The following is a 14,327-nucleotide window of genomic DNA, read 5'->3' on the forward strand; positions in this document are numbered from 1 at the left end:
AAGACATGGCCACCGGCACCGTCAAATGGTTCAACTCCGAGAAGGGCTTCGGCTTCATCGCTCCCGACGACGGCTCCGCCGACGTCTTCGCGCACTTCAGCGCGATCTCGGGCAACGGCTACCGCAACCTCGATGAGGGTCAGAAGGTCGAGTTCGACGTCGAACAGGGCCAGAAGGGTCTGCAGGCCGCGAACATCCGCGCCCTCTGATCACTCTCTGATCGCTCCAGAAGCCGGGATGCCGGCCGCTTCGGCGGTCGCGCATCCCGGCTTCTGCGTTGCCCGGGCCCCGATCCCCAGTTCGGGGTGACCCGGGTGATCTTCTGCGTCGTTGACCGGAAGAACACAGGCGCGTGACCTACTGTGAAGTCAGCGAACGGCAGCTGCCCTTGGCTTCAGCCGCCGGAAGGCGGACCGAACATCGGGGTCGCCATGTCGCTTCTCTCTACTCTCGTACCCGGGTCCGACGGCGGTCGCGCCGATTCGCTGGGTCCGGTGCGGTTCACCCGCGCGACGAGCGAGACGTTCCCGCCGGTCGCGAAGGCCTACACCGAGCTGTCGGCCGAGGTGCGTCGACTCGACCTGCTGCGCCGTGCCGTCGGCTTCTACTCGATCCTCGGCGTCGTGCTGCTGCTCGCGCTCGGCGGCTGCGTGACCGGCTTCATCCTGCTCGGTGAGAGCTGGCTGCAACTGCTCATCGCGGGCGCGCTCGGCATCGTCTTCACGCAGATCGCCTTCGTCGCGCACGAGGCCGGGCACAAGCAGGTGCTCACGCGCGGCCCGGCGAACGACCTGCTGGCGCGCATCCTCGCGGCGACCGTCGGCATGAGCTACTCCTGGTGGGAGGCGAAGCACACCCGACACCACGCGAACCCGAACCGCGTCGACAAGGACCCGGATGTCGCGAAGGACACGATCTCGTTCCTCGAAGAAGACGCGGTGCAGGCCCGGGGTCTGATCGCCGTCATCACGCGCTTCCAGGGCTGGCTGTTCTTCCCGCTGCTGACGCTCGAGGGCGTCAACCTGCACTGGATGAGCTTGCGCCACCTCTTCTCGCGCGGCAGCGTCAAGTCGCGCTGGTTCGAGCTCGGCATGATCGCCGCGCGCTTCGCGATCGTGCTCGTGCCGGTCTTCCTGCTGCTGCCGCTCGGCATGGCCTTCGCCTTCGTCGGCGTGCAGCTCGCCGTCTTCGGCGTCTACATGGGCGCCTCCTTCGCCCCGAACCACAAGGGCATGGCCGTGATCGCGAAGGATGCGCGTCTCGACTTCTTCACCAAGCAGGTGCGCACCTCGCGCAACATCCGCGGCGGCTGGTGGGCGACGGCGCTCATGGGCGGCCTCAACTACCAGATCGAGCACCACCTCTTCCCGAGCATGGCCCGCCCGCACCTGTCGAGCGCGCGCCAGCTGGTGCAGGAGAAGTGCGCCGAACTCGCCGTGCCCTACACGGAGACGAGCCTCGGCCAGTCATACGCGATCGTGATCGCCTACCTCAACCGCGTCGGCCTCGCCGCGCGCGACCCCTTCGAGTGCCCCATGCTCGCCCAGTACCGCCGGGCCTGACCCGGGCGATCCCTCCGACGGGGCTCGGTCTCCTGGCCGGGCCTCGCCGGTTCTGATCTCGGCCCGCGGGTCAGAAGTCGCGCAGGTTGCCGACGACGCCGCCCTGGCCGTAGTCGCGGCGCAGCACGCCGCGCCGACGCAGGATCGGCACCAGCTCATCCAGGGTGCGGTGGATCGTGACCGGATGCAGGTCGCCCGAGAAGATGAAGCCGTCGGCGGTGCCGTCGTCGCCGAGCTCCTCGATGAAGTCGGCGATCTCGTCGGCGGTGCCGACGTAGCCCTCGCGGCTCGAGACCCGACCGAGACGGGCATGCTGGGCGAGCACCTGGCGCAGCGGCTGCTCGGCGAAGTCGTCGAAGCGGCCGAGCAGTCCCTTGATCGTGCCGCGCGAGACGTGCTGGCCGAAGACGCCCTCGTCGAGCGGACGGTCGAGGTCGAGCGCCGTCAGGTCGGTCTCCGAGTCGGACGACCAGCCGAGCGCGATGTCGCGCAGCTGCCCCTCGTCCGGATCGGCCGAGGCGGCGACGATCCGATCGGCCTCCTCGCGGCTGCCGACGATCTGCGGTTTGAACACGAACAGGGTGCGGATGTCGCGCTCGCGCCCGTAGACGGCGGCGGCCGCACGCACCTTCTCGGCATAGGCGCGGATGCTGTTCACGTCGAGCGAGGCGAGCGCGAGCTGCACGTCGGAGTGCTTGCCCGCGAAGTCGATGCCGCGGGGCGAGCCGCCGGGCGAGACGATGGCCGGGTCGCTGAGCTCGAAGGGCACCGCGTTGAGCGGGCCCTCGAAGCGGAAGAACTCGCCCTCGTGCTGCGTCGCGGTGATGCGGCTCGCATCCGCGTACCGGCCCGTCGAGGCGTCCGCGACGACGGCCCCCTCGCCCCAGCTGTGCCAGAGCTCGCGGATGCCGCTGATCCACTCGTCGGCGCGGTCGTAGGCGCGATCGTGCGGCACCGGCTCGAGCCCGAGGTGCCGGGCGCTGCCCGTGTCGGTCACGACGTTGATGCCGACGCGGTGATCGCTGAGGTGGTGCAGGCTCGCGAACTGGCGTGCGGCGACGTAGGGCAGCCAGCTGGCGACGTTGACGGTCGGCACGATGCCGAGGTGCTGCGTCGCGTTCAGCAGGTACGGGGTGAGCGCGACCGGGTCGTGCTTCGGCGCGCCGTAGGCCCCGCGGATGCGCAGGTCGAGCGTCTCGGGGAAGCCCGCCGAGAGCGCGTCCTCGATGATCACCAGGTCGAGCCCGGCCTGCTCGAGGGTGCGCACGGACTGCTGGTAGAGATCGGGGCGACGCCAGTCGTAGTCCCAGTCCCAGTAGGGCTTGCCCCAGCCGTGCGGGCCGAAGCCGCGCGAGAGGAACCAGCCGAAGTGCTGCTGCTTGGCCATCAGACGGCCTCCGCGATCCGGTCGAGCGCGGCGATGCGCGGGTCGGGTTCGGCGGCGCGGCGCGCCGAGGAGGTCGGGTCGGCGGCGTCGGGCGGGAACCCGGCGCCGTCGGCGTCATCCGCCGGGAGGATCGCGCCGAGCGCCCGGATCGCGGCGAGCCCGCGCTCCAGGTCGGCGACGAGGTCGTCGACGTCCTCGAGGCCGATCGACAGCCGCAGCAGCCCCTCGCCGATGCCGGCCTGGCGCTTCTCGGCGTCGGTGCGCAGCACGTGCGTCGTGGTCGAGGGATGCAGGATGAGCGAGCGTACGTCGCCGAGGTGCGTCATGCGGGTGAAGATCTCGAGCGCGTCGTAGAGCGCGCGGGCGGCGGGGCGTCCGCCGGCGAGCGTGATCGCGAACACCGAGCCGTAGCCGGCCGAGAAGTAGCGCTCGGCGACGGCGTGGTGCGGGCTCGAGTCGAGCCCCGCGTAGTCGACGCTCGCGACCTCGGGCTGCGCCGCGAGGAAGCGCGCGACCGCCAGCGCCGACGCCGACTGCCGCTGCACCCGCAGCGAGAGGGTCTCGATGCCCTGCTGGATGAGGAAGGCGTGCAGCGGCGAGGGCACCGCGCCGAAGCGCGGCACGACGAGCTCGCGCAGGTAGCGCACGTAGGCCTGGTCGCCGTGCCGCTCGACGGCGGTGCGGCCGTCGGGTCCGCGCTGCTCGCTCAGCTGCGGGTAGGAACCCGTTCCCCAGTCGAAGCCGTGGCCGGTGACGATGAAGCCGCCGAGCACCGAGCCGTGCCCGGCCAGGAACTTGCTCGCCGAGTGCACCACCACATCCGCGCCGTGCTCGAGCGGGCGCACCAGGTAGGGCGTGGCGAGGGTGTTGTCGACGACGAGCGGCACGCCGTGCCGGTGGCCGACCTCGGCGATCGCGGCGATGTCGAGCACGTCGTTCTTGGGGTTCGGGATGCTCTCGCCGAACAGCACGCGCGTGTGCGGCGTGATCGCGGCCTCCCACGCCGCCGGATCGTGCGGCGCGGTGACGTAGCTGATGGTGACGCCGAAGCGCTCGAGGTGTTCGCCCAGCAGGCCGCGGGTGCCCTCGTAGATGCTCGCCGAGGCGACGAGGTGGTCGCCCGCGTTGAGCAGGCCGAGCAGCGCCCCGGCCACGGCACCCTGGCCGCTGGCGACGAGGATCGCGTCATCGCCGCCCTCCAGAGCGGCGATGCGGCGCTCGACGGCGGCGGCGGTCGGATTGCCGTGGCGGGAGTAGACGTAGCCGTCGCGCTCGCCCGAGAAGAGCGCGCCGCCGGCGTCGAAGTCGTCGAGCTCGAAGCCCGCGGTGAGGAAGATCGGCGTCGTGCGGGAGCCGTGCTGCGCGTCGGAGTGATCGCCCGCGTGCAGCTGCCGCGTGCTGAAGCCCAGCCCCGATCCGGCGGCGTGCAGCGGTCGATCGGTCGTCACGGTGCTCCTTGCGGGTGCGGGATGCCCGTCGCGCCGTCGGCGCGGTGCGGGCCCGGTGGTGTCGGCTCGCGCGTCGTCGTGGGAGCCGTTCAGAGCAAACTACGTGCTCGCACCCGCACCGTCGGCGACACCTGTCACACGGCGTCATCCGGCCGTGCGGTCGACCCCCGAGAGCGGGGCGGGGCGGGGCGGGGCGGGGCGGGGCGGAGCAGTGCAGGGCGAGCGGGCAGGGCCGCGGCGCCCGGAGGCTGGAGGCCGGCTCAGGCGAGCGTGCGGGCGAGCTGACCGAGCGTGAAGGTCCAGCCCTGCAGATTCAATTCGCCCGGGGCGTCGCTGGTCCAGGGACCGCTGTGCTGCACGATCACTTCGGTGCCGCGCCCGTCGCCGCTCGGCGCGAGCGCGATCTCGACCCGTTCCTCGGGATCGCTGCGGTCGGCATCCCGCCAGCTCCAGGTGACGACCAGACGGGACTCGGGCTCGACCTCCTCGAAGCGGCCGACCAGGTGGATGCCCTGCTGCGGCGCGACGATCGAGTAGTCCTGACCGGCGACCGCGTCGAAGCGCACCCGCACCCCCGACCAGTGCGACCACCACCACGATCCGACACCGTCGCTCGTCGTCAGGGCCGCCCAGACGCGGGCGGGGTCGGCGGCGACGAACTGGGCGACGTGGATGTGCGGGTCAGGCATGGCCGGATCATGCCCGCCCGACCTGCGGGAAGCCGGTGCGCACCGCGCCCGGCCGCGGCGGACTCAGTGCGCCGTCGACACGGTGCCGGCGCCGGTGAGACGCTGGGTGCCGGCGACGCGCAGCAGGCGCAGCTTCTCGGCATCCTCGCTGCCCGGCACCGCCGTGTAGAGCACGAGCCGCAGGTCGCTGCCGGGCGCGGTCAGCACGTCGCAGTCGACCGTGACGTCGCCGACGGCCGAGCCGTGCACGATCTTGCGGCTCACCCGGTGCTCGGCGACGTGCGCGGTGCTCCAGCGGCGCGCGAAGTCGGGCGAGGCCTCGCTGAGACGCGTGATCAGACGGCGCAGCCCCGCATCCTCGGGATAGCGCCCGACGGCGGTGCGCAGATCGCCCACGATGTCGGCGGCGAAGGCCTCCTGGTCGCCGGGGGTGTGCGTGACGTGGTCGTCCTGCTCGACGAAGGTGCGCCAGGCGACGTTGCGCTCGATGCCGACGCGGGTCGACGGGTCGCCGTGCAGCGCGGCCCAGAGCTCGTTCCAGCGCAGCAGATCCCAGGTGGCGGAGTACACGGCGACCGGGGTGTCGGTGCAGCGGTCGAGCATGCGCTGCACGCCGGGGGTGATGTGCACGGGGACGGTGCCCGCGGAGGGTGGGGCGGCGCCCGCGGCGCGGTAGAGGTGGTCGCGCTCGCGTTCGTCGAGACGCAGGGCTCGGGCGAGGGCGCCGAGCAGCTGGCTCGAGGGATGCGTGGCGCGGCCCTGTTCGAGGCGCACGATGTAGTCGACGCTCACCCCGGCGAGCAGAGCGAGCTCCTCGCGCCGCAGGCCCGGCGTGCGGCGACCGGCGCCGGCCGGCAGCCCGGCATCCTCGGGCCGCACCCGGTCGCGCCAGGCGCGCAGCACCTGCGCGAACTCGTCCATGAGTCCATGGTGCCCCGCTCGGCGGCCGGCTGCCTGGTACTGCCGTTCCCACCGTCAGCGGGTGCCTGGATCGACTCCGCCGGCGGGCGCAGGCTCAAGCCATGACCACGACACTCATCACCGGAGCCAACCGCTCCCTCGGACTCGAGACCGCCCGCCGCCTGATCGAGGCCGGCCACATCGTCTACGCCGGTATGCGCGACACCGCCTCCGGCAACGCCGTGCGCGAGCTCGGCGCGATCCCCGTGCAGCTCGACGTGACCGATCAGGCGAGCGTCGACGCCGCCCTCGCCTCTCTGCCTGAGCTCGACGTGCTCGTCAACAACGCCGGCATCCTCGGCACCTCCTTCGGCGTCGACGACCTGGATGCCGCCGCGATCGCCGCGGTGCTCGACACCAACGTGACCGGCCTCGTGCGCGTCACGCAGGCCGCGCTGCCGCTGCTGCGCCGCTCGGCGAACCCGGTCATCGTCAACGTCGCCTCGGGCGTGGGTTGGCCGAAGTTCCTGACCACGCCGGGCACCGATGAGTTCCCGGTTCCCGCGATCCCCTACGCGGCGTCGAAGGCGGCGGCGATCGCGCTGACCGTGCAGTACGCGAAGAACCTGCCGTCGTTCCGGGTCAACGTCAGTGACCCCGGCTACACGGCGACCGACTTCAACCGGCACGGCGGACACCAGACGGTGACCGAGGGCACGGATGCGACGGTGAAGCTCGCACTGCTCGGCGCCGACGGGCCGACCGGCGAGTTCCACAACCGCTTCGGACGCATCGACTTCTGAGCGCTCACGCCGGCCGGTCGCGGCGGGCATGTCGCACAGCGCAGCGGACACGGGCGAGAGCGCGTGTCCGCTTGCGCGTCGTCGACGCCTCGAGTTACCGTCGTCTCGATATCCGAACGTCCAGTTCGATTATCGAACTAGCCGCAGCGCCGCTCTCGTCGTCGCGGACCCGACAGCGACGTCAGAGCGGAGCATCCCGATGCAGTTCCACCACCACGGCTACGTGTCCGGCGACCCGCGGGTGCTGCCCGCCGAGGGCGTCGGGGTCGACCGCCCGACGGAGCTGCCCGACGAGGTGGATGTGCTCATCGTCGGCAGCGGACCGGCCGGCATGATCGCCGCCGCCCAGCTCGCGCGCTTCCCCGGCGTCACGACCCGCATCATCGAGCGCCGCCCCGGCCGTCTCGCGATCGGGCAGGCCGACGGCATCCAGGCCCGCAGTGTCGAGACCTTCCAGGCGTTCGGCTTCGCCGGGCGCATCACGGCCGAGGCCTACCAGATCAGCGAGATGTGCTTCTGGAAGCCCGACGTCGAGCACCCCGAGAACATCGTGCGCACCGCGCGGCCGCTCGACGACCCGGCGGGCGTGAGCGAGTTCCCGCACCTCATCGTCAACCAGGCGCGCGTGCTCGACTACTTCGCCGAGTACGCCGCGAACGCGCCGGCGCGCATCACCCCCGACTACGGGCTCGAGTTCCTCGGGCTCGAGGTGGCGGAGGTGACGGGCGCGGGCGAGGCTCTGCCCGAGTTCCCGGTGACGGTGACGCTGCGGCACACCACCGACTCCCCCGACCCCGCCGGCCCGCGCGAAGGCTCCGAGCGCACCGTGCGCGCCAAGTACGTGATCGGCGCCGACGGCGCCCGCAGCGGCGTGCGGGAGTCGATCGGCCGCAAGCTCACGGGAGCGAGCGCCAACCACGCCTGGGGCGTCATGGACGTGCTGGCCGTCACCGACTTCCCCGACATCCGGCTCAAGTGCGCCATCCAGTCGCACACCGGCGGCAGCATCCTGCTCATCCCGCGCGAAGGCGGGCACCTGTTCCGCATGTACGTCGACCTCGGCGAGGTGCCCGAGGGCGGCAGCGCGGCCGTGCGAGCGACGACGATCGAGCAGATCATCGCGAAGGCGAACGAGATCCTGACGCCGTACACGCTCGACGTGAAGGATGTCGCCTGGCACAGCGTCTACGAGGTCGGCCACCGCCTGACCGACAAGTTCGACGACGTCGCGCACGAGCACGTCGGCACCCGCACCCCGCGGGTGTTCATCACCGGCGATGCCTGCCACACGCACAGCGCGAAGGCCGGGCAGGGCATGAACGTGTCGATGCAGGACGGCTGGAACATCGCCTGGAAGCTCGGGCACGTGCTCGAGGGCCGCGCGTCGGAGGCCCTGCTGGACACCTACTCGGCCGAGCGTCAGGTGATCGCGCAGAACCTCATCGACTTCGACCGCGAGTGGTCGACGCTCATGGCCGCGAAGCCGGAAGACCTCAAGGACCCGACCGAGCTCGAGGACTTCTACGTCAAGACCGCGGAGTTCCCGGCCGGGTTCATGACGCACTACGCGCCGTCGCTCATCACCGGCTCCGCCGATCATCAGTCGCTCGCGACCGGGTTCCCGGTCGGCAAGCGCTTCCGCTCGGCGCCGGTGCAGCGGGTCGCCGACGGCACGCCGCAGCACCTCGGCCACCACGCCACCGCCGACGGACGCTGGCGCATCTACGTGTTCGCGGATGCGGCGGGCGGCGGTTCGACGGGCGACACCGCCGCTGTCGACGCTCTCGGCGCCTGGCTCACGGAATCCCCCGACTCCCCCGTGGTCGCCTTCACCCCCGCGGATGCCGACCTCGACAGCCGCTTCGACGTCAAGGTGATCTACCGCCGGCCGCACACGGAGGTCGACCTGGCCACGGTGCCGCCGGTCTTCCTCCCGCGCTCGGGCCCCTTCGGTCTGATCGACTACGAGAAGGTGCATGCCCTGCGCAGCGACGCCGGCGTCGCGGGCGGCGACGGACTCAGCGAGCCCGGGGTCGACATCTTCGCGGAGCGCGGCATCGACCCGGCCGGCGCGATCGTCGTCGTGCGCCCCGATCACTACGTCGCGCAGGTGCTTCCGCTCGACGGCACCGCCGAGCTGGCCGCGTTCTTCGCGCGACTGATGCTGCCGCAGCGCGAGGCCGTCGCGGCGTACTGAGACCCGGCCCGGATCGTGCGCCCTGGTGGTGGGCGGCACGATCCGGGCCGTTCGCGTCAGACGATGCTCGACGCCGACACCGGTCGAGTTCGACGTCCGTCTCAGATGTCGGTGGAATGTGCATCTGATCTGCGGTTCTGTGTCGCGGGGATGTTCCGTCGGATGTCGGTGGTGGATGTCACTGTGCAGGTATGGAGAAGCCCACGACGACACCTCTCAGCGACGGCGCGACGCCGAACGCTGACGGTGCCGTCGACGGCGGCGGCGCAGTGACGCTGGCCCGGCTGGTCAGTGAGGCGGAGGTCGCACTCGCGACTCTGACCGCGGGTCAGGTCGCGGAGGTGCGGATGCTCGCCCGCGCCGGCCAGCTCGCCGAAGCCGAAGCAGCCGGCGCACCCGCGAACGTGCGCGCCCACGACATGGCGCTCCGGTCGATCGCGGCCGAGATCGGCGGAGTACTCCGCTCCCCGGACCGCACCATCCAGCGTCGCATCGGCGAGGCCCGCGAGATCGTCGAGTTCTACCCCGCCGCCCTGTCGGCATGGGAACACGGCTTCATCACCCGCGGCCACGTCGCTGTGATCGTCGACGCGGGGCGTGTGGTTCCGATCGATCGTCGGGCGGAGTTCGAACGCGAAGCGATCGAGCGCAGCCTGCTCGACACCCCGAACCGGGTGCGGGCGGGATTGGAGCTCTTCGCCGAGAAGCTCACCGAGCACACCTTCACGGAACGCCACGAGGACGCCGCCCGTCAACGCGCGGTTCGACTGATTCCGGGTCGGGATGGGATGTGCGACGTGATCGCGACGGTTCCGACGGTGATCGGCGACGGAATCTTCGACCGCCTCACCCGCATGGCGCACGCCGTGCAGGACGCCGCTGACCCGCGCGGGACGGCTGACGCCGCGGCGGGTTCAGCAGGTGAATCGGATCGGCGAATGGTCGATCAGATCCGCGCGGATGTGTTCTCCGACCTGCTGCTCGCCGGGACGCCCGCGCTTGATCCGACCGCGAATGGGGATGCGCCTGGCGCGCTGGGGGCGATCCGCGCGCAGGTGCAGGTGACCGTCTCGGCGCTGACGCTCCTCGGCGACGACGAGAACCCCGCCGATCTCGTCGGGCGCTCGCCCATCGATGCGGGAACGGCCCGCTACCTCGCCGGCGACGCCCCGTCGTGGACGCGGGTCCTCACGGACCCGGTTGATGGCACCACCGTCGCCGTCGACCGCTACCGCCCCACCGTCGAGCAGCGCCGGCACCTGCGGGCCCGGGATCAGCACTGCCACTGGCCGGGATGCCGCACCGCGGCGGTCCGCTGCGAACTCGACCACACCATCGACGCCGCCCTCGGCGGACCCACCGCCCTGACCAACCTCGCTCACCTGTGCCAGCGCCACCACTCGATGAAGCAGTTCACCGCCTGGCGAGTGAGACAACACCCCGGTGGGATCCTCGAATGGACCTCCCCGACCGGCCGCACCTACCGCGAAGACGCACCAGCACCAACGGTCGCCTTCGTGCCACTCGGGCACCCCATCCGCCACCTCGCCCGGCTCCAGTCGCCGGACCTGGACGATCCGCCCGACCCACCCGATCCGTCCGCATCCGCAGATCCACCCGGCCGGCTCGCCGAACCGTGGGGCACGCAGCCGAGTGCGTCATCCGCGCCCGTGTATCGGGCCGAGTACTTCGAACACGAGCCCGCGCCGTTCTGACCGGGCGGGTGCAGACAGACGAATCGTCGTCCGCCGGCCGGCGCTCAGGATCCGGCAGACATCGCCGACGCCGAGCTCCATCGACATCCGAAACGCGGGTGAGCCCCGAGCTCCGCTGCGATCAGCCGCGCGATCGAGCCCGGAACTGCGCCGCGATCAGTCGCGCGGGTGAGCCCCGAGCTCCGCTGCGATCAGCCGCGCGGTCGAGCTCACGTGGGCCGAGAAGTCAGACCGCGGCGGCATCGTCCGGGGCCGCGTCGACGCGGGGACGCGGCCGGCGCGCCGCGGCCCGGGCGACCCCGGCCTTGCGCAGCCCGGCCGCGATCCCGAGCCCGATCGCCGTCGCGGCGACGCCGCTGGCGATGTTCAGGGCGACGAAGGCGATCTGCAGCCCGATCGGGAACGAGCCGAGGTCGAACGAAGCCCACGCGAACAGCGGGTAGGCGACGCCGACGAGCACGGCGCCGGCGTAGTGCTGCGCGAGCGTCCAGAAGCGGTAGCCCACCACCAGGAACACGACCTCGGGGAAGAACGCCCAGAACAGGTTCGTCAGCACCGAGGTGAAGCCGTAGCCCGAGAACGGCACGATCACGAGCCCCGAGATGAGACCCACCAGCAGCCCCGCCCCCGGTCGCTGCAGCAGCCGCAGCGCGACGACGGCCGGCAGGATCCAGAGCCCGCCGAGCGCCGCGTTCGCGAACGGCACCGTCGCGAACATCACGGTCGAGACCCAGTTCGCCGGGATCAGCAGGATGCCGCCCGCGACGCCGATCACGGCGCAGGTCAGCAGGTAGACGGTCGTCACGCGTCCTCGGCTGCGGCGGGCGGCGAGCGTGGATGCGGCGGGCGGCGGAGTGGTCGAGGTCACGGGGACTCCAGGGTCGAGAGCGGTCGGGAGAAGCCGGCGGGCGCGCAGACGCGGCCCGCGCGGCACGGTCAGAGCAGCAGCAGGATCGCGGCGGTCGCGACCCAGAACAGGACGATGAACACGACGTCGCGCGCCCGGAACGGGATGCGGTGACGCTCGGTGCGGGTGCGGAACGCCCCGAAGGCGCGCGAGTCCATGGCGTGGGCGACGCGCTCCGCGTGCCGGATCGCTCCGGCGAGCAGCGGGATGACGTAGCCGAGCTGCCGCCGGACGGCGGCAACGGGACCGCGCCCGCCCGTCATCCCTCGCACCCGGTGCGCAGCCCGGATCACGTCGAGCTCGTAGCGGAAGCGCGGCACGAAGCGGAACGCCGCCAGCGCCGTGTAGCCGATGCGGTACGGCATCCGAAGATGCTGGATGAGCGCCCGCACGAGATCGACCCCGCTGGAGGTGAGCCCGCCGATCAGCGTCAGCGCGACGACCGCCGTCAGCCGCAGCGCCGTCGCGAGTCCGGTCAGCAGCGAGCCCTCGAGCAGGCGGTAGTCGCCGATCCGCAGCAGCACGGTCGTGCCGGCGGCGTGCCGTGGGTCGGCCCAGAAGCCGAAGCTCACCGTCAGCAGCACCACCATCGCGAGCCCCGCGACGACCAGGCCCAGCGCGCGGCGCGGCGCGACGGCCGCGCCGACGACGAGCAGCAGCACCGCGATCGCGAGGAAGGCGAGCGGCTGCGGGATCGAGCGCGTGAAGAGCAGCAGCACCATCGCCGGCAGCGGCCCCAGCACGGTCGCGAGCGGGTTGAGGTGGTGCAGGAAGCGCCGCGGGGACACGGCGCGCGCCGAGGCGTAGGGGTCGAACCGCGCCGCGGTCGTCGGTGTCGCGTCGCTCGCCGCGCCCGCCTCGACCGCCGATCCCGCGCTCACGGCAGCTCCGCCATCCGCGTCAGCCCGCGCCAGGCGGGATGCCGGGTCAGCCCGCTCAGCGCGCTCGCGAGCGGAGGACGCCGCAGACCCGCCCGCTCCAGGTCGTCGCCGGCGAGGATGCGCCCGGTCTCCCCCGCCGCGAGCACGCGGCCGCCGGCGAGCACCGCCGTGTGCGTGGCGTGATCCGCAACGAGCTGCAGGTCGTGCGTCACCGCGATCACGGTCGTGCCGTCGGCGACGAGATCGTCGAGGATGCCGAGCAGCTCGGCGGCGCGCGCCCGATCCTGCCCGAAGGTCGGCTCGTCGAGGGCGAGCATCTCGGCGCCGGTGATGAGCGCGGTGCCGACCGACAGCCGACGCTTCTGCCCACCCGACAGAAGGAAGGGATGCACCTCTCGCAGCTCGCTCAGGTCGAAGCGGGCGAGCATCACATCCACCCGCGCTCGGATCTCGTCGGCGCCGACCCGGCGCAGCTCGAGTCCGTGCGCGAGCTCCTCGGCGACGGTGCCGCGGATGAACTGGTGCTCGGGGTTCTGGAACACGAAGCCGACCCGATCGGCCAGACTCCGCGCATCCGCGGCGGCCGGGTCGAGACCCGCGACGCGGATGCGCCCCCGCGGCGCGCGGAGGACGCCCGCGATCGCCTGCAGCAGGCTCGTCTTGCCGGCGCCGTTCTCGCCGACGAGCGCGAGGAAGCGGCCGCGCTCGAGCTCGAGGTCGACCCCGCGCAGCACCTCGACGCCGCCGCGCGTCAGGGTCAGGTCATGCACCTCCAGCGCGAGCGCGGACGCCGCCCGGGGCGCGGGTGCGCCGGCGCCCAGCGCGCGCGGAACGACCGAGCGGTCGCCGGCGAGCGGGCGCGGCTCCGGCAGCTCGACGGCGTCGAGCGCGACCGTCAGCTCCGCCGGCGTGAGCGGCAGCGGATCGAGCGTGATGCCGGCAGCCCGCAGCCGGAGCGCCGCGAGCGTCGACTCCGGCAGCCAGACCCCGAGGTCGTGCAGCTCGGCGGCGCGGTCGGCGAGCACCTCGCGCACGGGACCCGACGCGGCGACGCGACCCCGCGCATCCAGCACGAGCACCCGGTCGACGAGCTGCATCGCGGCGTCGAGGTTGTGCTCGATCAGCACGATCGCGTGATCGCCGGTCGCGACGAGAGCGGCGAGGGCGGCGTAGACCTCCTCGATGCCGGCGGGATCGAGGTTCGCCGTCGGCTCGTCGAGCACGATCAGCGGCGCGCGCAGGGCGAGTGCGCAGGCGATCGCGAGGCGCTGGCGTCCGCCGCCCGAGAGCCGGTCGGGGTTCTCGTCGCGGCGGTCCCACAGCCCGACGTGACGCAACGCCTCCTCGGCGCGCGCGAGCACCTCGTCGACCGGCACGAGCAGGTTCTCGGGCCCGAAGCAGACCTCGTCGAGCACGGTTCCCGTCACGATCTGCGCGTCCGGATCCTGGAACACCATCGCGACGTGGGCGCTGAGCCGGCCGACCGGCTCGTGCTCGGTGCTGATGCCGGCGACGCGCACCGTGCCCTCCATGTCGGCGGGGATCGACTGCGGCGTGAGGCCGTTGAGCGCCGAGGCGAGCGTCGACTTGCCCGAGCCGGAGGGGCCGAGCAGCAGCACGACCTCGCCGAGGCGCACCTCGAGGTCGACGCCGTCCGGCGTCCAGCGCGGGCGCTCCTCGTGGCGGATGCGCAGCCCGCGCACCTCGAGCGGCGGGGGCGCGCCCGTCGTGGCGACCTCCGCCGGGAATGGATCCGTCGCCGATGCATCCGCCGACGCGTCGACCGAGTCGGTCGGATGCGGCGGCGTGGTCACGCGCCCAGTATAGGTAAGGCTTGC

General features: G+C 72.3%; 12 protein-coding genes. 5 read left to right on the plus strand and 7 right to left on the minus strand.

Translation table 11 applies throughout. The annotated features are described in order from the left end of the window. Positions 1–5: 5 nt before the first annotated feature. Positions 6–209, plus strand: a complete 204-nt coding sequence (cspE, locus tag BJ979_RS14170) for a transcription antiterminator/RNA stability regulator CspE (RefSeq protein ID WP_141144047.1) — start codon at positions 6–8, stop codon at positions 207–209. Positions 210–431: 222 nt separating this feature from the next. After that, positions 432–1,562, plus strand: coding sequence for a fatty acid desaturase family protein (locus BJ979_RS14175; protein ID WP_179568847.1), 1,131 nt, complete (start codon positions 432–434; stop codon positions 1,560–1,562). A 70-nt stretch (positions 1,563–1,632) separates the two neighbouring features. Here BJ979_RS14175 and BJ979_RS14180 read toward each other — a convergent pair whose 3' ends face one another. From BJ979_RS14180 to BJ979_RS14195, 4 genes are all read right to left on the minus strand, one after another. After that, positions 1,633–2,949: an LLM class flavin-dependent oxidoreductase gene (locus BJ979_RS14180; protein ID WP_179568849.1), complete on the minus strand. Its 1,317-nt coding sequence runs from the start codon at positions 2,947–2,949 to the stop codon at positions 1,633–1,635. Then, the gene (locus tag BJ979_RS14185; protein WP_343046718.1) at positions 2,949–4,397 is read right to left on the minus strand and encodes an O-acetylhomoserine aminocarboxypropyltransferase/cysteine synthase family protein; all 1,449 of its coding nucleotides are present in this window, start codon (positions 4,395–4,397) and stop codon (positions 2,949–2,951) included. Before BJ979_RS14185 ends, BJ979_RS14180 begins: the two co-directional genes overlap by 1 nt. 260 nt (positions 4,398–4,657) lie before the next feature. Then, on the minus strand, positions 4,658–5,086 hold the full coding sequence (locus tag BJ979_RS14190; RefSeq protein WP_179568851.1) for an SRPBCC family protein: 429 nt from the start codon (positions 5,084–5,086) through the stop codon (positions 4,658–4,660). 63 nt (positions 5,087–5,149) lie between these two features. Further along, a complete protein-coding gene (locus BJ979_RS14195; protein ID WP_179568853.1) occupies positions 5,150–6,007 on the minus strand; it encodes a helix-turn-helix domain-containing protein in 858 nt (285 codons plus the stop codon). Positions 6,008–6,108: 101 nt separating this feature from the next. On the opposite strand from BJ979_RS14195, the gene BJ979_RS14200 reads away from it, so the two are divergent. From BJ979_RS14200 to BJ979_RS14210, 3 genes are all read left to right on the plus strand, one after another. Then, the gene (locus BJ979_RS14200; protein WP_179568855.1) at positions 6,109–6,789 is read left to right on the plus strand and encodes an SDR family NAD(P)-dependent oxidoreductase; all 681 of its coding nucleotides are present in this window, start codon (positions 6,109–6,111) and stop codon (positions 6,787–6,789) included. 199 nt (positions 6,790–6,988) lie between these two features. Further along, entirely contained in the window at positions 6,989–8,986 is a 1,998-nt protein-coding gene (locus BJ979_RS14205) for an FAD-binding monooxygenase (protein ID WP_179568857.1), read from the plus strand. 191 nt (positions 8,987–9,177) lie between these two features. Next, positions 9,178–10,701 carry an HNH endonuclease signature motif containing protein gene (locus BJ979_RS14210; protein ID WP_179568859.1) on the plus strand — a complete coding sequence of 508 codons (1,524 nt, stop codon included), beginning with the start codon at positions 9,178–9,180 and terminating at the stop codon, positions 10,699–10,701. 226 nt (positions 10,702–10,927) lie between these two features. Here the strand turns inward: BJ979_RS14210 and BJ979_RS14215 are convergent, their stop codons facing one another. The 3 genes from BJ979_RS14215 to BJ979_RS14225 all read right to left on the minus strand — a co-directional run bounded on the left by BJ979_RS14215 (position 10,928) and on the right by BJ979_RS14225 (position 14,303). Further along, positions 10,928–11,569, minus strand: a complete 642-nt coding sequence (locus tag BJ979_RS14215) for an ECF transporter S component (protein WP_179568861.1) — start codon at positions 11,567–11,569, stop codon at positions 10,928–10,930. Positions 11,570–11,637: 68 nt separating this feature from the next. Then, a complete protein-coding gene (locus BJ979_RS14220) occupies positions 11,638–12,489 on the minus strand; it encodes an energy-coupling factor transporter transmembrane component T (protein WP_179568863.1) in 852 nt (283 codons plus the stop codon). Then, positions 12,486–14,303: an ABC transporter ATP-binding protein gene (locus BJ979_RS14225; RefSeq protein WP_343046720.1), complete on the minus strand. Its 1,818-nt coding sequence runs from the start codon at positions 14,301–14,303 to the stop codon at positions 12,486–12,488. Before BJ979_RS14225 ends, BJ979_RS14220 begins: the two co-directional genes overlap by 4 nt. Positions 14,304–14,327: the final 24 nt, after the last annotated feature.

This window comes from Schumannella luteola, from assembly GCF_013408685.1.
GTDB classification, from domain to species: Bacteria; Actinomycetota; Actinomycetes; order Actinomycetales; family Microbacteriaceae; genus Schumannella; species Schumannella luteola.

Coding starts and splice junctions, on each gene's coding strand:
- cspE (WP_141144047.1), top strand. CDS start 6: ATGGCCACCGGCACCGTCAAATGGTTCAACTCCGAGAAGGGCTTCGGC.
- BJ979_RS14175 (WP_179568847.1), top strand. CDS start 432: ATGTCGCTTCTCTCTACTCTCGTACCCGGGTCCGACGGCGGTCGCGCC.
- BJ979_RS14180 (WP_179568849.1), bottom strand. CDS start 2,949: ATGGCCAAGCAGCAGCACTTCGGCTGGTTCCTCTCGCGCGGCTTCGGC.
- BJ979_RS14190 (WP_179568851.1), bottom strand. CDS start 5,086: ATGCCTGACCCGCACATCCACGTCGCCCAGTTCGTCGCCGCCGACCCC.
- BJ979_RS14195 (WP_179568853.1), bottom strand. CDS start 6,007: ATGGACGAGTTCGCGCAGGTGCTGCGCGCCTGGCGCGACCGGGTGCGG.
- BJ979_RS14200 (WP_179568855.1), top strand. CDS start 6,109: ATGACCACGACACTCATCACCGGAGCCAACCGCTCCCTCGGACTCGAG.
- BJ979_RS14205 (WP_179568857.1), top strand. CDS start 6,989: ATGCAGTTCCACCACCACGGCTACGTGTCCGGCGACCCGCGGGTGCTG.
- BJ979_RS14210 (WP_179568859.1), top strand. CDS start 9,178: ATGGAGAAGCCCACGACGACACCTCTCAGCGACGGCGCGACGCCGAAC.